Annotated in this window: 18 protein-coding genes, 2 pseudogenes and 1 riboswitch; of the genes and pseudogenes, 12 read left to right on the top strand and 8 right to left on the bottom strand. The window is 45.4% G+C overall.

Annotation, left to right across the window (positions count from 1 at the left end):
* Positions 1–29: 29 nt before the first annotated feature.
* The 4 genes and pseudogenes from BUB66_RS03780 to BUB66_RS03760 form a co-directional block, all read right to left on the bottom strand.
* A complete protein-coding gene (locus BUB66_RS03780) occupies positions 30–299 on the bottom strand; it encodes a MoaD/ThiS family protein (RefSeq protein ID WP_073254859.1) in 270 nt (89 codons plus the stop codon).
* A gap of 6 nt (positions 300–305) precedes the next feature.
* Entirely contained in the window at positions 306–2,156 is a 1,851-nt protein-coding gene (locus BUB66_RS03775; protein ID WP_084098701.1) for an aldehyde ferredoxin oxidoreductase family protein, read from the bottom strand.
* Positions 2,157–2,330: 174 nt separating this feature from the next.
* Positions 2,331–4,834 (bottom strand): annotated as a pseudogene (locus BUB66_RS03765) (FAD-dependent oxidoreductase).
* Positions 4,835–4,906: 72 nt separating this feature from the next.
* Entirely contained in the window at positions 4,907–5,191 is a 285-nt protein-coding gene (locus BUB66_RS03760) for an ArsR/SmtB family transcription factor (RefSeq protein WP_073254940.1), read from the bottom strand.
* Between the two features lie 195 nt (positions 5,192–5,386).
* Between BUB66_RS03760 and gspE the strand changes: the two genes are divergently transcribed.
* From gspE to pilO, 12 genes are all read left to right on the top strand, one after another.
* Positions 5,387–7,078 (top strand): type II secretion system ATPase GspE, encoded by a 1,692-nt coding sequence (gene gspE, locus BUB66_RS03755; RefSeq protein ID WP_084098698.1) that lies wholly within the window; start codon positions 5,387–5,389, stop codon positions 7,076–7,078.
* Positions 7,079–7,097: 19 nt separating this feature from the next.
* Positions 7,098–8,141: a type IV pilus twitching motility protein PilT gene (locus tag BUB66_RS03750; RefSeq protein WP_143156200.1), complete on the top strand. Its 1,044-nt coding sequence runs from the start codon at positions 7,098–7,100 to the stop codon at positions 8,139–8,141.
* Positions 8,137–8,221, top strand: a riboswitch (cyclic di-GMP riboswitch). Its footprint overlaps the gene before it by 5 nt.
* A 45-nt stretch (positions 8,222–8,266) precedes the next feature.
* A complete protein-coding gene (locus BUB66_RS03745) occupies positions 8,267–9,478 on the top strand; it encodes a type II secretion system F family protein (protein ID WP_073254844.1) in 1,212 nt (403 codons plus the stop codon).
* A 38-nt stretch (positions 9,479–9,516) separates the two neighbouring features.
* The gene (locus tag BUB66_RS03740) at positions 9,517–10,098 is read left to right on the top strand and encodes a prepilin-type N-terminal cleavage/methylation domain-containing protein (protein WP_280144535.1); all 582 of its coding nucleotides are present in this window, start codon (positions 9,517–9,519) and stop codon (positions 10,096–10,098) included.
* A 179-nt stretch (positions 10,099–10,277) separates the two neighbouring features.
* Positions 10,278–10,859, top strand: coding sequence for a type II secretion system protein (locus BUB66_RS03735; RefSeq protein ID WP_073254837.1), 582 nt, complete (start codon positions 10,278–10,280; stop codon positions 10,857–10,859).
* Between the two features lie 59 nt (positions 10,860–10,918).
* Positions 10,919–11,668 carry a prepilin peptidase gene (locus BUB66_RS03730; protein ID WP_244269737.1) on the top strand — a complete coding sequence of 250 codons (750 nt, stop codon included), beginning with the start codon at positions 10,919–10,921 and terminating at the stop codon, positions 11,666–11,668.
* A 41-nt stretch (positions 11,669–11,709) separates the two neighbouring features.
* Positions 11,710–12,087 carry a hypothetical protein gene (locus BUB66_RS03725; RefSeq protein WP_073254832.1) on the top strand — a complete coding sequence of 126 codons (378 nt, stop codon included), beginning with the start codon at positions 11,710–11,712 and terminating at the stop codon, positions 12,085–12,087.
* The gene (locus BUB66_RS03720; protein WP_073254829.1) at positions 12,087–12,623 is read left to right on the top strand and encodes a PilW family protein; all 537 of its coding nucleotides are present in this window, start codon (positions 12,087–12,089) and stop codon (positions 12,621–12,623) included. Before BUB66_RS03725 ends, BUB66_RS03720 begins: the two co-directional genes overlap by 1 nt.
* Positions 12,624–12,635: 12 nt before the next feature.
* Positions 12,636–13,832, top strand: a complete 1,197-nt coding sequence (locus BUB66_RS03715; RefSeq protein ID WP_073254826.1) for a PilX N-terminal domain-containing pilus assembly protein — start codon at positions 12,636–12,638, stop codon at positions 13,830–13,832.
* Positions 13,833–13,851: 19 nt separating this feature from the next.
* Positions 13,852–14,745: a type IV pilus biogenesis protein PilM gene (gene pilM / locus BUB66_RS03710; protein WP_073254823.1), complete on the top strand. Its 894-nt coding sequence runs from the start codon at positions 13,852–13,854 to the stop codon at positions 14,743–14,745.
* Positions 14,746–14,748: 3 nt separating this feature from the next.
* Positions 14,749–15,294: a PilN domain-containing protein gene (locus BUB66_RS03705; RefSeq protein WP_073254820.1), complete on the top strand. Its 546-nt coding sequence runs from the start codon at positions 14,749–14,751 to the stop codon at positions 15,292–15,294.
* Positions 15,295–15,305: 11 nt separating this feature from the next.
* The gene (pilO, locus tag BUB66_RS03700) at positions 15,306–15,980 is read left to right on the top strand and encodes a type 4a pilus biogenesis protein PilO (RefSeq protein WP_073254817.1); all 675 of its coding nucleotides are present in this window, start codon (positions 15,306–15,308) and stop codon (positions 15,978–15,980) included.
* 10 nt (positions 15,981–15,990) lie between these two features.
* On the opposite strand, the gene BUB66_RS03695 is transcribed toward pilO, so the two are convergent.
* From BUB66_RS03695 to BUB66_RS03680, 4 genes and pseudogenes are all read right to left on the bottom strand, one after another.
* Entirely contained in the window at positions 15,991–16,728 is a 738-nt protein-coding gene (locus BUB66_RS03695; RefSeq protein WP_143156199.1) for a GltB/FmdC/FwdC-like GXGXG domain-containing protein, read from the bottom strand.
* A gap of 39 nt (positions 16,729–16,767) precedes the next feature.
* A complete protein-coding gene (locus tag BUB66_RS03690; RefSeq protein ID WP_073254811.1) occupies positions 16,768–18,270 on the bottom strand; it encodes an FMN-binding glutamate synthase family protein in 1,503 nt (500 codons plus the stop codon).
* Positions 18,267–19,352 carry a class II glutamine amidotransferase gene (locus BUB66_RS03685; RefSeq protein WP_073254808.1) on the bottom strand — a complete coding sequence of 362 codons (1,086 nt, stop codon included), beginning with the start codon at positions 19,350–19,352 and terminating at the stop codon, positions 18,267–18,269. The genes BUB66_RS03690 and BUB66_RS03685 overlap by 4 nt, the downstream gene beginning before the upstream one ends.
* A 220-nt stretch (positions 19,353–19,572) precedes the next feature.
* Positions 19,573–20,249 (bottom strand): annotated as a pseudogene (locus BUB66_RS03680) (ammonium transporter); the annotation flags it as partial.
* Between the last annotated feature and the right edge of the window lie 5 nt (positions 20,250–20,254).

Genomic DNA, 20,254 nt, shown 5'->3' with positions numbered 1-20,254 from the left:
AAGTAGCCTTGCCTTTATAATTTATATCTTCAGCCGCCGAAGATAGGTGGTAGAAATACAACCGTATCACCGTCGTGAAGGGGTGTCTTTAAACCTCCGATTAGCTCGTATTCCTGTCCGTTTATCAAGATCCTGAGGCCGTTGATGGAATTCATTTGGGTTTCGAAGTCTTTGTATTCTTTATCGAGATGAGAAATGAGGTGCGACAGAACAGAATTATCTTCTAATGCAATGGTCGTTTCTCGCGTCCCGGTTAAGGTCCTGAGCTGCCCGAAGAAAATCACCTTTATGCTTGCCATTTAATTTCACCCGGAGTATTTTGCGGCAAATTCAAGCCCAAGGGCTTTTAATTTCTCGGGAGTAGGTATGCCAGTGTTGAGGTCCCAGCCGCGGGCCTTGTAGTAATCTTCTAGCAAAGCCGCCTCTTCGAAAATCTGGCCTGCTGCGGGTCCTGCGGGGAGGGGTTCTGTTTTAAGCCTCTCGGGGAACGAATCGGCCTTTTTATCAAAGCCTTCCCTTACGTTAAACATTCTTTCTAAATTATAGATTCGTTCTCCTACTAGCCACATATAATCCGGGTCTGCGAAGTCTTTTATGCCTGTAAGCGTTGAGATTAATTTGCTGTATACCTCAGCGTTTATAAGCCCCATAGAGGGTGGGAAGCCGCACAGAATTCCGGTCTCCAGAAATGCCGTGAGGTCCTGGTTGAATTTAGTTATCTCTCCTTTTCCTTCTACGGCGAATCTATCAATCTTTTTGGGAACGGGTACGCCGAATATCTCCTGCGATGAATATCCGGTGTTGTGGTCTGCTCCAATGTTCGATGTGAGCAGGTTGAGTCCGTGGGCTTTGGCGCCCCTTGGGTCGTACGCCGGGAGTTCCAGACCCTTTACCTGAATAGCATATTTCTCCGCATCTTTTCCTATGCGGCGGGCTGCCTCTAGGGTGCCGTCGGCCAAAATGGCACCGAAACCTTCCCGGTAAGCAATCTGCCTGATGAGTTCCAGTACCGGTTCTTGATTTCCGTAGACCAGTTCGAGTCCTCCTGTGTCCGACTTTGTGATTATACCTTTTTCATACAGTTCATAAGCAAAACCTATGGCGCTTCCCGTGGAGATGGTATCCAGTCCCAAATCGTCGCACAATTTATCGGCTGCTACGGTAAGTCCGATATCCGGTAAGTTTATCGAGCCGGTAAAAGCCCATATAGTTTCGTATTCCGGACCTTCGCTCCAGGTGCCTTTATATCTTCCGAAATTCACTTTAGTTATGCTTCCGCAGTGGAGCATACAACTATAACAGGCAGTTTTTCTCACCCTCAGCTTTGTGTATTCTGAGCTTTCGATTTTTTCCCAGCCCGGCAGTACTCCTTCGCGGAAATTCCTAGTGGGGAACATGCCGAGAAGGTTAGTAAATTCGGCTATTTGCGTGCCGGTTTCGGAGAAGGATTCTGCCGCCGGGTTACCTTTGTAAAGTGCTATCTGTTCTTTTACCGCCGCTGCAAATCCCTCGGGATCTGCGATATCCACCTTTTGTCTTCCGCGAACCGCAATAGCTTTCAGGTTTTTCGCTCCCATTACCGTGCCGCCTCCGCCTCTTCCGGCAGCCCGGCGGTCACTGAAAATACCCGCAAACTTTACCCCGTTTTCGCCGGCAGGTCCGATACAAGCTATGCGGATGTTGGGGTCATGGAGTTCTTCGCGGATTAAGGTATGGGTATCATCGCAGTCCAATCCCCATAGATATGTTGCATCTCTCAGTTCGTATTTTCCGTCATTTATCCAAAGGTACACCGGTTTTTCGGACTTACCCTCTATAATTACCGCGTCAAATCCTGCGAATTTCAATTCGGCTGCTAAATGCCCGCCTCCTGAAGATTTGAAATAAGTCCCTGTCAGCGGTGACTTGAAAAATACCTTCCACCTTCCAAAAGACTGAGCGTTTGTACCGGCTAGAGGACCAGCAATAAATACCAGCTTATTTTCCTCGCCTAAAGGGTCAATTCCGGGTTTTAATTCATCGTAAAGGAGCTTAATTGCAAAGCCTCGTCCGCCTATGTAGTCGTGGATTAGGTCGTAAGACAATTCTTCTTCAGAAAAGGTGCGGCTGGTCAGATTAACCCTTAAGATTTTGTTTTTGTAACCTCCTAATTTCACTTCAATACCTCTCCTTTCCCGCTATTCCTTAACTCATTAACCCCGGCTCACAGGCACTATTCGGGGCTATACAGAATAGTTATTCAAGAAAATAATATCAGATAATGACATATAAGTCAATAAAATCAGAAAATAATGCTTTTGAGAAAGGGCGAGATTTTCTCGCCCCTAAGGTCATATAAAAAGCGTCATATTTGACTTTTCCGCGGAATTTAGGAAGGTGGCTACCCCGCCTATTTCCACGCCGTCTATCAATTCTTCCTTCTTTATCCCCATCACGTCCATAGACATGTTACAGGCGACCATCCTCACGCCCAAACGGCGGGCTTGTTCAATTAGTTCTTCCAGTGATGAAATGTTTTTCCTCTTCATTACCATCCTGATCATGCGGGGGCCGATTCCCAGCATGTTCATCTTGGAAAGCGGAAGATTTTTGCTTCCCTTCGGCATCATCATACCGAACATGCGGTCTAAAAGTCCTTTTTTAACGGGTACATACTGGTCCTTTCTGAGAATATTTAACCCCCAGAATGTGAAAAACATGGTGACAGGTTTTCCAGTAGATGCAGCTCCGTTTGCTATGATAAATGCGGCTATGGCTTTGTCCAAATCCCCGCTGAAGACCACCATGGTCTTTTCTTTTGTGCTTTTCTCGGTAAGTTCGGGAGTGCAGCATGATGAGTAATCGTCTTGTGCTTCCTTTTTGGCACCTTTTCTTATATAGGCGATATACGCATCCTTTGTTTTTTCAATTTTCAAAAGTTCGTTTCCCGTGGTTTCGCACCATGAGCGAATATCGTTTAAAAATCCCGGGTCTGTAGCCGAGACCTCAACTATAGAACTTTCTTCCAAATTTTTCATTGTCTGAAAAACCTGGACAATGGGACCGGGGCACTGAAGACCGCGGGCATCGATCTTAATAATATTGTCATTAATTTTAACATCTTCTTTGTCTTTAGTTTCTGAAGATAGATTTACGTTTTCTTTCGCAACTTCATTTTCTTTGTCATCTATCCTTTTTTTTTTTCGTCCATGGCCGGTTTATAAGTTTTCCAACCACCGCTCAGGTTCCTGACTTTGACGTATCCGTTTTGCATCAATATTCGGGTTGCTATATAACCCCTCAAGCCGACCTGGCAGTATATAACTATATCCTTGTCCTTCGGCAGTTCTCCAAGACGGTTCCTTAACTCGTCTACCGGAATATTGATGGAGCCTTCGATATGTCCCAGTTCATATTCCGCTTTAGTTCTTACGTCCACCAACAGCGTATTTTGCCTATCCAGGTTTTCTATTTCATGCCAATGGATTACCGGCATATCGCCATTTATTATATTTCCTGCGACGTATCCGGCCATGTTTACAGGGTCCTTTGCCGATGAGAACGGAGGCGCGTAAGCGAGCTCCAGTTCTTGCAGGTCGAATACCGTATCGCCCCTTCTTATTGCAGAAGCTATAACGTCAATTCGCTTATCTACTCCGTCCTTTCCTACAATTTGAGCACCCAAAATCTTGCCGGTTTTAGGATTGAATAAGAGCTTTATAGACATAGGGACAGGTCCCGGGTAGTATGCAGCATGGGATGCTGGGTGGGTGTAAGAAACCTCATAAGGTATTCCCAGTTTTTTCAAGATTTTTTCGTTGGCACCGGTGGAGGCAGCTACGCAGTCGAATATCTTAACTATTGCTGTACCCTGAGTGCCTTCATATTTGGAGTTCCTACCGGCTATAATATCTGCGACTATACGGCCCTGTTTATTCGCGGGTCCTGCCAAGGGGATCAGCGTATACTGCCCTGTTACTAAATCTTTTACTTCAATGGCATCACCTATGGCAAAGATATATGGATCGGATGTCTGGAGTTTTTCGTTTACCCTTATTCCGCCGCGCTCGCCTATTTCTAGGCCGGCTTCCTTTGCTAGTTTAACTTCCGGTTTTACGCCTATGGCAAGGATTACCAGGTCTGCTGGAATACGCCTTCCACTTTGTAGTTCAACTTCTTTGGTGAGGTTGTTCTCGTTGATGAAAGCCTTGACGCCGTCCTTGAGCACAAGGTCCACCCCGGCTGCCCTGATGTGGCTGTGGACTATGGCGGCCATTTCAAAATCGAGGGGGGCCAGCACCTGGTCCAACATCTCCACTATGGTAGTCTTTATGTCCCTGGCGTGGAGGTTTTCCGCCATCTCGAGACCTATAAAACCGCCTCCGACGACGACGGCCCGCTTGGGCTTTGTCTTTTCTATGAAATCCTTAATATTATCCACATCGGGAATGGTGCGCACGGTGAAGATATTTTCGGCCTCAATGCCAGGAATTGGGGGACGAACCGGCGAAGCGCCGGGGGACAGAATAAGGTAATCGTAAGTTTCGATGTATGTGCGTCCGTCTTTTTCCCTTACTTCCACCTGCTTTTTATAGGGGAAAATCCTTGTGACCTCGCTGTTTACCCTAACATCGATGTTGAAGCGGGCTTTGAAGTTTTCAGGGGTCTGCACCAGGAGTTTTTTCCGTTCGGCTATTACTTCCCCAACGTAATAGGGTAGGCCGCAGTTGGCAAAGGATACATACTCGCCGCGCTCAAATATTATTATTTGAGCGCTCTCATCCAGTCTGCGGAGTCTTGCCGCAGCGCTAGCTCCGCCGGCAACTCCTCCCACTATCAAAACTTTTTTACTCATGACTTTTCCCTCCCAATATCCATATATACAAATTAATTAATATATGTGGGCAAAAAATATTTGACATTAGCATTAAGAAAACAACGCTTCAATTAATCGCTTTACTTTTTCATCGACTACCGAGTAGTGGACTTCTGTGCCTTCCCTCCGGCCTTCTATGATTCCGGCAGTCCTCAGCTTTGCAAGGTGCTGTGAAATTGTCGACTGCGGAGTCTTGAGGCAGTTTTGAATTTGGGTAACGTTGGCTGATTTTTGCTCGATAAGGTTTTTTACTATACATAGTCGCACGGGATGTCCCAGCACCTTCAAAAGTTCCGCTTTTTCTTCGAAGATTTTGGGATGGGTTGAGTATGTCATCGATTGCAATTGATTCACCACCTGAGCATGAAAAAACTTTCTCTAATTCAAATATTATAATATATGGATATATAGAGTCAAGGATTTTTTGCAAAAATTGTATGGAAACATCGCAAAGTTAAATGATATAATCTATATTGACTAATTTTGTGATTTTTTGGTAAAATCACATATATGACGAAAGAAGGGGTCCAGGTGGACATAAAGCGCCGGCTGGGAGATTTGCTCGTAGAATCGGGTATGATAACGGCAGAACAGCTTGAAAAGGCGTTAAATGAGCAGAGACGGACTGGAGAGCGGTTGGGAAAAATTCTAACCCGCCTGGGATTTGTGAGAGAGAAGGATATTCTGGAAGTTCTGGAGTTTCAATTAGGCATACCCAAAGTAGTACTTGAGGATTATCAACTAGACTCCAACGTGGTACATATTGTACCTGAAGCTTTAGCGCGCAGATATATGGCGATCCCTATAAAAAAAGACGGGAACCGGCTATTGGTGGCCATGGCAGATCCTTTGAACCTCAATGCAATAGATGACCTGCGATTAGCTACGGGAATGGAAATAGTACCAGCTATTGCTTCAGAAAAGGAAATCGAAACTGCTATAGGGAGGTTTTTCGAACCACGAATAGACGAAGCGGCAATTTCGGCTTTGGAAGAAATAAAGGTGGATACTGCTGCTTCCTGGGATACTTATGACTTAGATGAACCTGCTGCTGGTGGGATCGATAGGGCACCGGCAGTTCAATTGGTCAACCAGCTTTTATCAAAGGCAATAAGGGCCAAAGCCAGCGACGTCCACATAGAGCCCCAAGAAAGCTACGTAGCGGTGCGCTACCGAATAGATGGGCTTTTGCGGGAGGTTATGAGGCTTCCTTTAGGAGTTTTAAACAGCCTCGTTTCCCGAATTAAGATCATGGCGGGGATGGACATAGCGGAAAAGCGTCTACCGCAGGATGGCCGTTTTCAAATAACGCTGGAAAGGCGAAGCATAGATTTTAGGGTTTCCACAATGCCTACAGTTTACGGAGAAAAAATAGTCCTGCGCATTTTGGACAAAGCTAACATGTTTTTGAGCCTCGATAGTTTAGGTTTTCTTCCGAGAACTCTTGAACAATACGAAAGTTTGATAAGAAGTTCTTACGGGATGATACTTATTACAGGACCTACGGGCAGCGGGAAAACTACTACCCTCTACGCTACTTTGAATACCTTGAATACCCCTGAAAAAAATATAATAACCATCGAAGATCCGGTGGAATATCTGCTTCCTGGAATCAACCAGGTGAGGGTGAACCCCAAAGCCGGCCTTGACTTTGCCCGGGGGTTAAGGGCGATACTTAGACAGGACCCGGATATAATTATGGTAGGTGAGATTAGAGACAGAGAAACCGCCGATATAGCGGTAAGGGCTGCCACAACAGGACATCTTGTTTTCAGCACTTTGCACACAAATGATGCTGCAGGGGCTGTGACCAGACTTTTGGACATGGGGATCGAGCCTTTTTTGGTCAACTCCTCGCTTCTTGGAGTGGTAGCCCAGCGCCTTGTAAGGCTTGTATGTCCTCAGTGTCGCGAATCTTATGAGCCGAAGCCGGGAGACATAGAATATGAGTTTATGGATGACAAAAGGAAGGTATTTTATCGGGGCAAAGGCTGCAGGCAATGCAACTATACGGGATACCAGGGAAGGACGGCAATCCACGAAATCCTGGTGATGACCGATGACATAAGGCAGATGGTATCTCAAAAGGTGCATGTATCGAAGATAAGGGAAGCTGCTATCGCCGGGGGGATGGTTACTTTGCGAGATGATGGGGTCTCAAAGGCTGCCCAAGGTCTGACAACGGTACAGGAAGTTTTAAGGGTGACGATAAGCGGATTTTAGTGGGGTATGGTGGTCATACTTGAAAGTTCAATTAATAGATATATTAAAAAAAGCGGTTGAAATAAAAGCTTCGGATATCCATTTAACGGTGGGATTGCATCCGGTTTTCCGTTGTAATGGAGTGCTGGAACCTCATACGGAATGGCCGGTGCTTGCTGCTTCTGATACGGAGAGGTTGGCCAGAGAAATTTTGGTTGGGAGATGGGAAGAATTTATCCAAAAAAAGGAAATTGACATTGCATATTCTGTAACAGGATTGGGACGATTCAGGGTGAACACCTTTTTCCAGCGGGGAAGCGTGAGCCTTGCCATACGCCTTGTAGGAGATTTAATCAGAAGTATTGAAGAACTGGGGCTTCCACCAATCGTAGGCGAGCTTGCCGATAAAAATCACGGCCTTGTTTTGGTTACCGGCCCCACCGGAAGCGGCAAAACCACGACCTTGGCGGCGATGATAGACAGGATAAACGAAACGCGAAGCTGCCATATAGTTACCTTGGAAGACCCGATAGAATACCTGCACAGGCATAAAAAGAGCATCGTAAATCAGCGGGAAATAGGGAGTGATACCTCTTCCTTTGCCAGTGCCTTGAGGGCTGCACTGCGCCAGGACCCTGATGTAATTCTTGTTGGTGAGATGCGTGACCTGGAGACTATCGCTACTGCCATTACAGCGGCGGAAACGGGTCATCTGGTGTTGGCGACCCTGCATACCGGCAGTGCCGTTCAGAGCATAGACAGGATAATAGACATTTTCCCACCCCACCAGCAAAACCAGGTAAGGTCTCAATTGGCAGATGTATTGATAGGGGTTGTTACTCAAAGGTTGCTACCTCGAGCTGACGGCGGAGGGCGGGTGGCGGCCGTCGAGATTTTGATAGCGACTCCGGCGGTCAGAAATCTCATACGGGAAGGCAAGACTTACCAGATAATTTCCCTTATGCAGACCGGAAGCCGCTTTGGAATGCAGACGATGGAAATGTCTATCCTCCAACTTTGCCAAAGAGGGATAGTTGATCCAAAAGCCTTTTTGATAGGAAAGGAAAATGATAATTTGTCCTGAAAAAGGGCAAACCCGGCGAAAGCCGGGGGCGCAAAGCTGCGGGCCTAAGGGCTTATGCCTATGGCAGCCGGGCTGCCGGGAATTTTTTCCCGGCATATTTTTTATAAATCGCAGGTGAGACATATATGGCAATTTTCGGGTATAAAGCCAGAGGAGAACGAGGAGAATTGATTACAGGTAAAATTGAAGCGAAAAGCGAAGAGGAGGCATTGAGGGAACTTGACGATAGAGGCCTTTTTGTGGTCGAACTGAAAAAAACAAGGGTGCTAGAAATAGCTAACTGGATTGAATCTGCGTTTTACAGAGTCAACAAAAAAGACCTGTCCGTTTTCTTCAGAGAATTAGCCACTATGATCAGTGCGGGAATCCCCATAGTGCCTGCATTAGAAATGCTTTCAACACAAACTGAAAAGAAGAAAATGAGAGAAAGCATAGAGAAAATACTGGAAAATTTAAGAGAAGGCTTCGCATTCTATGAAGCCTTGGAACGGCAACAAGGTATATTCCCTCAGATTGTTGTCCGCTCAATTGAGGCGGCAGAAATCAGCGGAACCCTAGACAAAACCTTGGAAGAACTTTCGGACCATCTTGCGAGAGACCACGAATTGGAAGAGAAAATAAAGTCGACTTTGGTGTATCCGGCCATAATAATTTCTTTGACAGTAGCAGTATTGATGGTGCTCCTTATCTTTGTTATTCCGGCCTTTCAAAACGTGATGAATTCTCTGGGAGTGCAACTGCCTTTACCTACTAAGGTGGTTTTACATACCGGCATTGCACTTCGAAGGGGATGGTATGCAATATTTGTCCTGCTTTTGGCACTTACTTTTTTCGCAATCCGCTTAATGAAATCGGAGCGCGCAAGACGAAAGGTTGACAAGTGGCTCTTGAAGGCCCCCATAGTAGGGATTCTTTACGAAAAAGCAGTGATATCGCGCTTCAGCAGGATTTTAGGGACGCTTCTTAAAAGTGGCGTCCCAATAATGGAGGCCCTTGAAGTGGCGGCGAGAACCGTTGGAAACCAGGTAGTGGGAGACGTTATCCTTCAGGCTAGGGAAAACATCAGGGAAGGCAGGAGCGTTGCGGATACCCTTGAAATAAGCGGCCTTTTTCCGCCGATGGTGACAGCCATGATAGCAGTGGGAGAAGAGACAGGTGCTCTGGATGCTCTCCTTGAGAGAGTCAATAACTTCTACGAACGCGAACTTGAAGAAGCAACTAGGCGACTTTCTTCGATGATAGAGCCGGTAATGATAGTCGTGCTGGGTGCGGCGGTGGGATTCATCGTTATTTCCATACTGCTGCCGTACTTCCAGATAATAGGGAATATGGGTTGACATGGAGGGAGGTGGACAAGAGAAAATAAAAAAAGGTGATGAATATAATAAACGAAAAAAATAAAAAATTAAGGGGGTTTTTGTTTATGGGTAAAGGGATTTTCCAGAAAGGAAAGTACCAGTCAGGTTTTACACTTGTGGAGCTCCTAGTTGTAATAGCAATTATCGGTATCCTTGCTGCAATAATCCTACCCAATGCTTTCAATGCTATAGAGAAAAGCAAAGTAGCGGCGGCGGAAGCGGATTATAAGGCAATTAAAGCGGCAGCGTTGAACTTTTATGCTGACTTAGGAAAATGGCCTGCAGATCTTACGAATAATAATGGAAACGACCCAGGTTTTGTGAGTAACCCTTTCACATCAGATCCTGATAAAAGTAATTGGAATGGTCCATATTTAGAGCGGTGGCCTTCCAAAAACCCGTGGGGTGGAAAGTATTTATATCAAAACGACAGCAATCACAACTGGGACAATCAAGCAGGTAACGATCTTGCTAGGTATTTAGAACTACAGTCTGTACCGGATAGTGCTTCCGACAGACTGAAGGCTGATCTAGGCGAAAGTATGGTTATTCAAGACAAAAGTGCCAAAAAAGTGTATATTTTAATTTCAAAGGATTAAGGGATTCTTTACAGTAAGCCTGCAACTCAATAATGCAAATTGCCCGGTCGGAGTAGCCTGCCTGTGGTGCTCATGCGCCTATAGCAGGCTACCCGGCCCTACCTTAACTCGCCTCATCTCATTTCCGGCAAGGGGTAGATGGTGAGCAGATGTTATTTTTTCTGGGAAGGATGTGAACCGTGAGGCTTGGTCTATCAAACCTGAGACGCGGCCAGCGAGGCTTCACCCTGGTGGAGCTTTTGGTAGTTATCGCCATCGCCGGTATCTTGGCGACTATTATTGTGCCCAATGTCTTCAAAGCGATGGAAAAGGCGAAGATATCGCGGGTGGTCGCCGATGTTCGGGCAATAAAGGCGGCCGGTTACGCCTATTACGCCGATACCGGTGATTGGCCGAAGGCAGGGCAGGATTTCTATGACCCCGGCTTCAGCGACGACTATGGCTTTGTGTACTTCATGAAGCCCGACGGTAATGCCGGTTGGAACGGGCCTTACTTGGAGAAGCCGCCCGGCGCCACGCCTTGGGGCGGGCGTTACCGCTACTGGAAGAGCAGAATAACAGGCACCGTGTATGACGCCGGGGGCAATCCGATTACGGTTAACAACACAAAATGCGCCGTGGTTACTATCGGCGGTTTTCCTGAAGAAGGGATTCGCGACGCCGTGGACAGGCAAATTCGAGAAGATATCGGTTATTCCTATGTAGGAGAGGAAAACGGCAAGTATTATATTTCGGTGGTCATCTGGATGGATGGATTGTAATGGTATAGTGTTTGGAATTTGAGCAAAGGGAAGGGACTTGAAAGATAACTATGTTTTGGATGGGGAGTTTCTTCTTAGTAGGCCTATTTATCGGCAGTTTTCTCAATGTAGTCATATACCGCCTGCCGCGAGGAGAGACGATAATTTGGGGGCGATCCCGCTGCCCTGCATGTGGGCGGGTGCTGGCATGGTACGACCTTGTGCCGGTGGTAAGTTACCTTGCCCTGCGGGGCAGATGCCGCCACTGCGGGGAGAAGATCTCCCCGCGGTACGTGGCAGTGGAGCTCCTGACGGGTGCGGTTTTCGCTGTGCTTTTTTGGCATTTCGGGTTAAGTGCGGCTCTCTTGAAATACCTTTTTTTGGGCTGTATCCTGATAGCGGCGTCGTTCATAGACCTGGAACATTACGTTATCCCGGATCGGTTGGTGGCGGCAGGGTTTATCGGGGTCGGGCTGTTTGAGCTTTATTTTCGGGAAGTTGGATTTTTGTCTTCGTTTTTTGGCAGTGTTGCATCGGGAGGAATCCTGCTTTCAGTCATTATCCTGAGCCGTGGCGGAATGGGGCTTGGCGATGCGAAGCTTGCCGCGATGGTGGGATTTTTTCTCGGGTGGCCGAAGGCTGTTTTTTCGCTTTTTTTGGCTGTAATTTCCGGCGGCATTGTGGCAGCTTTCCTTCTTTTATTAAAGCTCAAGGGGAGGAAGGACGCCGTGCCTTTCGGCCCCTTTATTTCCATCGGGGCGATTGCTGGCCTTTTATGGGGAGAGGTCGTTTTCGGGTGGTATGTGAACGTATTTATTCACTCCATTTAGGGATGACTTATTAAAGGGCGTTCGTTGGGGAGGCGCAAGCGATGAACTCAGGGCAAAAAATCGGCGGCTTTACCCTTGTCGAGGTGCTCCTTGCCACTTTGATCATAGTAGTTGCTACTGTCCCCATTATGAACGCCTTTTTTCAGGGGACAAGATGGACCGCAGAATCTCGGGAAATGATAATGGCCTTGAACCTGGCGCAGATGGTGCTAGAAAAATTGTATGATAAGGAGTATGATGAGTTGGATGCTTCGGAGGTTACAGAGCCGATTTCCTTTGACGAATATCCCCAATATAAATACCAAATACTGGTGGAGGATAATGGGATAGAAGGGATAAAAAGAATAAAAGTTACGGTATACGATGCCGATACCATGAAGGAACTTGCGACTCTGGTGACCGACAGGAGTGACTGGTGATGAACGAAAGCAAAAGTTCTAGAGCAGCTTTCGCCCTAATAGAAGTCGTCGTCGCCCTTTCGGTGTTCACGCTCGTTGTAGGAGCAGCCCTTACCCTTTACCAGCAATCGATTCTTACCTGGAAGAGGGATGAAGCGAGGTTTGACGTACAGGAGGAATTAAAATATGCTCTTGAGTGTATGAGCAGGGACATAATGTCTGCTGTAGAGGTAATTGATTTAGAACAATCGAAGCTGCACATAAAAGTAATACCGCAGAGTAGTGCTTCCCAAGGCATTGTGGATGCAAAAGAAGTAATTTATGAATGGGACTCGGCAAAAGAAGAATTGATAAAAATATTCGAAGGGAAACGGGAAGTCCTGGCAAAAAAGGTGACCGGCTTTGAAGTCGGATATTACAATGGCAACAATATTGCCACTAGCCCCGAAAATGTAAGGAGAATAGAAATCGCCTTAACGGCCAGAATAGGGATATCGAAAGAAAATAAGGCAGTGATGACGTTGAAAACCTCGGCTGTTATTAGGGCTTTCAGGTAGGAGGGGTCGATTTTGGCTTTTTTTTTATACTTAAAGCAAAATAAAAAAAGGGGACAGGCCCTCGTTCTGGTGTTGCTTGTGCTTGCTGTGGTGATGATTTTAAGCGCTGCAACGCTCACCCTGACCGCAAGTCACAGGCTCTCCGTGAGCAAGCTGAGCGACCGGATGCAGGCCCTTTACACGGCACAGGCCGGAGTGGAAAGGGCGCTTATTATGATAAAGAAAAATCCCCGGCTTTTAGAAGAAATCTCGCAAACTCCTAGACTTTTGATATCAGAAGAGCTTTATCTTGAAAAGGGAGAAAAAAAAAGTTACATTAAAAGTGTGACTGCTCAAAGAATACAAGGGGATGAGGGAAGATTGAAAATAACTGCGGTTGGAACGTTTGGAAATGCACAAAAGACCATTGTCGCAGTAGTAAAAATTAGACATTTCATAGGTTTTACAAAACTATTGAAAGGAATTGGTATACTTCCTGATAAAAAAGAGGATATTTTGATAAATAGCGGAAGCGTCTTCATAACAGCAGAAGAGGGAACTTCTCCTGTTTTTTATATTAACGGAGGATTAAATATAAAAAGCGCTTATATGCGGTTAGAGGGATTCAATTTATTTCTTTCAGGGGAAATAAAAATTACTAGCGGAAATGCAGATTTTCCCGAAACTATTATTGAGGAATTATACGATAATGTACCATCCTTTCCCCAAATGGATGCAGAAAGATACAGGATTTTGGCAAGCGAATACGGTCAGTGCTTTTATGAAGACAAGTTTTTTTCCCAGTCCAATTACGAGGGAGTATATTATGTGAAAGGGGATGCAAATTTTTCGAGTGCGAACTACACCGGCAGAGCTGTAATTTTTGTCGATGGAAGAGTATTGTTTGAAAGAGGCAGTGTACGCCTCATGCCGAAGACGGAAGATGACATGTTGCTCATTATAGCCCGGGAAGGCATAAAAGTTACTAGTTCATCAGTCAATATTGGGGCTCTGATAGTAACAGAAGGTAAAATTGAAATCTCAAGCGGCAGTGTGCGCATTGAGGGAGCGATACTATCAAAAGGTTTTGAGTTCAATAGCGCTCATCTTGACATAAACTGTGACCCTTCTCTGGTGGAAGAGCATTCCGAGCTTATGGAGCTTGCTTTTGGAGAAAGTAGCGGAGCTTCCGGTATGGAGATTGAAATTGAAAGCTGGAGCGTGCAATAAATATTTTGGGGGTCGGAAAGTGGGCATATTTGGGTTTGGGAGTAAAAGTTTTTTGGGTGTGGACATAGGAACCAGCCGTATAAAAGCAGTGGCCGTTGATAAGGGTAGGGTATTGGGCAAGGGCACGGCGACGATTGAGGGAAATGGAGCGGATGATTTTTCAAAAATAAAAAGTGCTCTTGAAATAGCATTGGAGCAGATAGGGGTGCGCGTATCCGAAGCGGTTCTTGCGTTAGGTGCTGACAAGGCCATTGTTAGGTATGTGCTTTTGCCGAAGATGACGGAAAAAGACCTTAGAGCAGGGTTGAAATACGAAGCGTCTAAATATTTGCCCATTGCAGACCAAGACGTGGTGGTCGACTTTGTAATTTTAGAAGACGAGGTGGAAGGTGAACCCGGGAAGATGAGGGTTCTCCTTGCTGCTTTGAGGCGGGAGCTGGCAGAAAAATATTATGGATTATTCAAGCAAACGGGCCTAAAATTGAAAGCAATTGATTTGATTCCCCTTGCTCTTTGCCGCCTCTTCAGGACATTGGGCGAAAGAGGGAATATTATAGCCGTGGACATCGGCGAAAACTTTAGCTATGTGGTGCTGTTAGAATCAGGGAAGCTAGCATTCAGCAGAGCGGTAAACATTGGATGCAGGGAAATGGCAAGAGTAGCCTTTCCATCGAGTTTAAACCCTGCAGCAGATCTGGTGCAGGAGATAAGGCGTTCTCTTGACTTTTACCGAATGCAAAAAAAGTATGACTACATCCCCGAGAGATTGCTTATTTGCGGAGGAGGAGGATATATATCAAATATCGAATCTATTTTGGAAGAAGGGATGGGAATTTCATCTGAAGTGGTAACTCCTCTAGGCCTCGGGCCCGAATACGCAGTAGCAGTAGGTTTGGCATTGAGGGAGAGATAAAGGATGTATGAAATAAATCTCCTGCCGGAGGAATTGCGGCGTTCCGGAAGAAAATTATTGAATGTAAAAACGCCCGGCGTTATATTTGGGACGGCCTTTTTCGTCTTATTGTCGTTTTACCTTTTTTTACTCGTAAATTCACATTTTTTGGAAACAACACTCGAAAATGTAAAACGTGAGGTGGAATCTTACGAGATTAAAGAAAAAGAGGTGATTAGGGAGCAGGAACTGCTTGAGAACCTGAAAAAGAAAAGGGAGGAAGTAAAAAATGTAGCGCAAGGCAGAATCTTTTGGTCGAAATTTTTGATCGAAATAGAGAATGCGCTTCCTCAAGACGTATGGATAAAATCCATAGAAATAGGGCCCGAAAACAAATTGAAGATGGTGGGCGTTTCTTCCAGTTTCGAGAGGATAGGTGATTTCTACGTAGCTTTGAAGGATGTTTCTCTGCTTAAAAACGTTTATCTGGAATCGGTTCAGGAAAGGGGAAAAGACGAAAGCGGAAAGCCCGTTTTGGAATTTACCGTTACGGCAGACATATTTCCCTAGAAAGTGAATAATTGGAAAGGGCGAAAAACATGCGGGAAAAGGGCAGGATGATACTTTATATTCTTATTGTGCTTTTGGCATTTTCAATATCGTTATCGATTAATAAAGCTTTGCCTCATTACATAGAACTCAGGTCGCAATTGAAGGCTGAAAATGATAAACTTTCCATGCTAAAACAGCGGGTCGAAAATTTACCGGAAATTGTAAATAAAAAAGAAGCGGCGATGCGGGAATTTTATGAGCTTTTGGAGGAATTAAACGTTGATTTTGACGACGATGACTCGTTTTTGCTTTCGGTAAACCCTCCTCAGTCAGGGCTGAGGATAACTAAATTTCGCCCTTCTGAGGAAGGGAAGCTTGAAAGTTTGAGCTACAAGCCTTTTGAAATAGAAGTAGCCGGGGATTATGGAGACCTCGTGGGGTATTTGGTCTACCTTGAAAATCTCAAAGCTTTAATTGAAATAAGAGAGCTCAAGATAGATGCCGACGAAAAAAATGGAGAAACGATAAGGGGAAGTTTTATAGTGCGCCTTTATAAATTAGGGTTGACGGAAGGAGTAAGTAAATCGGGAGATGGATTATCGTCATCTAACGGTGAAATATACAGAGAATATTTGCCAGCAAATAGCAGGAATATATTTAAAAAAGGAAGCGTAAAACTACCCGGCATGAATGGGGAAAAATGACAAAAAGTTTTTAATAAGCGTACATTTGTCCGTAAGGCCTGTGGCTCTTAGGCCTTAATTTTATGAAATTGTGAGAGAGTATAGAATTGGGATCGGCTATTCCGAAAGCATCGCAGAATTCCTGGACTATGTTTTTTAGTGCTGATAAGTCATTTTCGTCTATTTCTTCAATGCTCACGTCGTGGGCGACGTGACTTTTATTTATGCTCCCCCTTATATATATTGTGCCGCCGTGCATTCCGGTAGCTATGAATCTTCCAACGATTGGGTCCTTCTCCCTGCCATAAATTCCCAGAACGACTAATATTCCTCCTGCCATGTATTCTCCGAGAAAGTCACCGGCTTTACCGCCGATGACGATAACGGGACACTGGTCTTTGTAGGCCTTAATATGAATTCCGGTTCTGTAGCCTACTGAGCCCTTTATAAAAATCTTGCCCCCTCTCATCGAAAGCCCTACCACATTTCCCGCATCTTTATGCACTACTATTTTGCCGTTATTCATGGTGTTTCCTATTATATCCTGGCAACTTCCAAAAACATTGATGACCGGGCCATCCATAAAAGCTCCAAGGTCGCTGCCCGGAGTTCCGTAGACATTTATCGCAACTTTTTCTCCTATACCCGTGCCTATATAGCGCTGGCCTAGGACGTTTACAATGTCGATCTCTTTAATCCCTTTTAGTACCGCATCGTGAATCCTCTCGTTTAGTTCCATGTAATGCATTCCTCTTGCGTCAATTTTCATTATTATATCCCTCCGGAAGAATTATGAAATGCTTGAGATTTATCTGCCGGCCGGTTTTATCCCGAGCACGTCCAGATAAACTTCATCTAGGTCAATGCCTCTTAGCCTTTCCCGGTTGCCCCGAAGGCTTTCAATCGAATTAATACCTAATGCTCCCAGGATTTCTTTGATTTCCAGGTTCCAGGCTTTTACTAAATTTGTTACCCTTAAGACTCCTTCTTCCACATTTAAGCGCCTTGTAAGTTCGGGTCTTTGCGTGGTTATGCCCCATGCGCAAAGGCCCGTGTAACATTTCTGGCAAAGGTGGCAGCCTAATGCAATAAGAACTGCTGTACCGATAGCAACAGCGTCTGCACCAAGGGCTATGGCTTTTAGAACATCAGCACTGCTTCTTATCCCTCCGCTTGCGACAATTGATGCCAGATGACGTATGCCTTCTTTTCGAAGCTGTTCGTCGACCCGTGCAAGGGCAATTTCTATCGGCAACCCTGCGTGGTCCCTTATCACCTTTGGGGAAGCTCCCGTGCCACCTCTGAAGCCGTCGATAGTGATGATATCGGCTCCGGCTCTTACCACTCCGCTAGCGATGGCCGCCACGTTGTGAACGGCAGCTATTTTCACCCCGACCGGCTTTCTATATCGGGTGGCCTCCTTTATAGCGTAGATAAGCTGCCTTAAATCTTCGATAGAATAAATATCATGATGGGGCGCAGGGGATATGGCGTCCGTTCCGGCCGGTATCATCCTGGTTCTTGATATTTCCTCGGTTACTTTCTCGCCTGGCAGGTGTCCGCCAATGCCAGGTTTTGCACCCTGGCCGATTTTTATCTCGATCGCGGCGCAGGAGTTCAAGTACTCTAGATTTACTCCGAACCTCCCGGAAGCTATTTGCACAACGATGTGGTCTTTATATGGTAAGAGCTCTTGAGATAGCCCTCCTTCCCCGGTGTTCATGATGGTTCCTAATTCCTGAGCTGTTTTTGCCAGAATTAAATGCACGTTTAGGCTTACTGCGCCGTAAGACATTCCTGCAAAGATTACAGGGGTTTCGAGCTTTATTTGAGGTTCCATTACCGTAGTAAGTTTTATCTCGCCGGATTTGTCGTGCCAGAATTCCAGTTTTTCCGGTTTTTTACCAAGATAAGTGCGAAGTTCCATGGGTTCTCTCAGAGGATCTATGGATGGATTCGTCACCTGACACGCATCTATAAGCATCTTATCCCAAAGAACAGGGTAAGGTTTGTCATTTCCGCAGCCGGTGAGTATCTTACCGCCGGTATATGCCTGCTTTTTTATATCGCGGAGTATTTCTTCCGTCCAAAGATGATTTTCTTTGAAACTGACCGGGTATTTTAAGATGGTTATAGCAGATGCTGGACAGCAGGCAGCGCATCTATGACATGCTACGCACTTTTCATGGTTAATTTTAATTTTTTCCCCATCCCAGGAAAATACTCCAAAACTGCACTCCTTAATACAACGCCGGCACTTTATACAATTTTCGCTTACCTTGACTAGAAATTCTGGATAAGAGAAGTTCATATTTGCACCTCCAGACGCGCTACTACTGGTTCTCCGCCTTTTGGGCTCCAGACGGCATCGGGTTCTAGGCATATCTCCCTAATTGCAGCTTCTTCAGAAGCCATATAGACAAAATCGTCTTTTTTAGCGGCTACGAAAGGCCTCAGCATTATTCTGTCAGTAAGGCCTATCATGCTTTCGCTGTTGGCGATAATAATGCTGAACGGCCCGTTTAAAAGGGCGCTTCCGTAGACTATTCTCAAAGCTGTTAAAGCCTCTCTCATGTTTTTTTCCATGGAGTCTATTTCGCTCCAGAAGGGAGGGGCCAATGCATTAAGGGCTATATCTATAGGTAACCTGTGGCGCCTTATCATAAGGTCGAGCAGGTAAACAATTACTTCCGTGTCTGTAAGCAAAGAGCATTCATAGCCGAAGGTTTCTACATATCTTTTGTTTATGCCGTAAGAGCTTATTTCTCCATTGTGAACCACAGACCAATCCAGCAAAGCGAAAGGATGGGCACCTCCCCACCAACCCGGGGTATTTGTAGGAAATCTTCCGTGAGCCGTCCAAAGGTATCCTTCATATTCTTCAAGCCTGTAAAACCTGCTTATATCTTCGGGATAGCCAACCCCTTTGAAAACTCCCATGTTTTTGCCGCTGGAAAAAACAAAAGCTCCCTTAAAACGCTTGTTTATATTCATCACTATTGACACAACGTAGTCTTCTTCGGTTATTTTCGGGGTTAGTTTGCTTTGTGGGACTTCGAGGAAGTACCTCCACAGGATCGGAGTATTTAAGAAACTCATCTTTTTACGGATTGGTATGTCTTCGCTTTTAACCAGCACCATCTTTTCCTGGAGGTAAGCTTCTACCGATTCCTTGATGCCTTCATCCAGAAACATTATGTGGAAAGCATAATATTCTTTGTATTCCGGATATATTCCGTAGGCGGCAAAGCCACCTCCCAGGCCGTTAGAACGCTCGTGCATTACCGAAATAGCTTCTGTGATGACATCGCCTTTAATCGGTTTTCCTTTGGTATTTATAATGCCGAATATGGCGCATCCTGAAATATCTTTGGAATATAAAGGCTCAATCATTATTTCCCTCCTTGCACTAAATAATACTGGGAACTCACGTATGATTGTATACAAGAGTTTGATTCTAAATTATATATCGACATTGCCAGGTCGTCAATGGTTTATGTCAAGTTTGTTGTAAAAAAGTTGTTAAGTTCATTTTTAAAGGCTTGCAAATTTTAACAAAACAAAAAGACGGTTTTTTCCTCCCATGGAGGAAAAATGCCGCCTCTTTGACTCACCCCATTGCAGCAGCGGTGTTGGTATTTATTGCGATATATCCTATTTTTTCGTCCAAGCCGGAGAGAGTCGAACCCGGATTGAATCCGAACCGGCCGAACCACAGTATGAACGTGCCAAGAGCAGCTAACGTTATGCTGTGGCCGGGAATTGCATTTGCCCTGCCGTCCTTTGAATATTTTCCTGTCCTGGGACCGAGCATTGTTGCTCCAATAAGTGCTGCCCAGCCCCCAATAGAATGTACTACTGTTGAACCGGCAAAGTCAATAAATCCCATCTTGCTCAGCCAGCCGCCACCCCAAGCCCAGTGTCCTACTATAGGATATATGAGGAGCGAAATAGCGGCACTATATAGGCAATATGCGATAAATTTTGTCCTTCGGCCATTGCACCTGAGACGATTGTTGCGGCCGTTGCGGCGAATACGGTCTGAAAGATTAGGAAGGACATCAGAGGGATATTAAGTTGAAGGTGTTCGAAGCTATCTTTTAGGAAAAATCCTGATGTACCCACGAATCCACCCATATCCTTTCCGAACATCAATGCAAATCCCACAAGCCAGAAGGCGATAGAGCCTATAGCAAAATCCATCAGTTTTTTCATTACTATGTTGCCTGCATTTTTCGCTCGAGTGAAGCCTGCTTCAACCATCGCAAATCCGGCTTGCATGAAAAAAACATTAG

It is taken from the genome of Caldanaerovirga acetigignens (assembly GCF_900142995.1).
In the GTDB taxonomy this organism is placed as follows: Bacteria; Bacillota; Thermosediminibacteria; order Thermosediminibacterales; family Thermosediminibacteraceae; genus Fervidicola; species Fervidicola acetigignens.
This window is presented reverse-complemented; position numbering and strand designations above follow the sequence as displayed.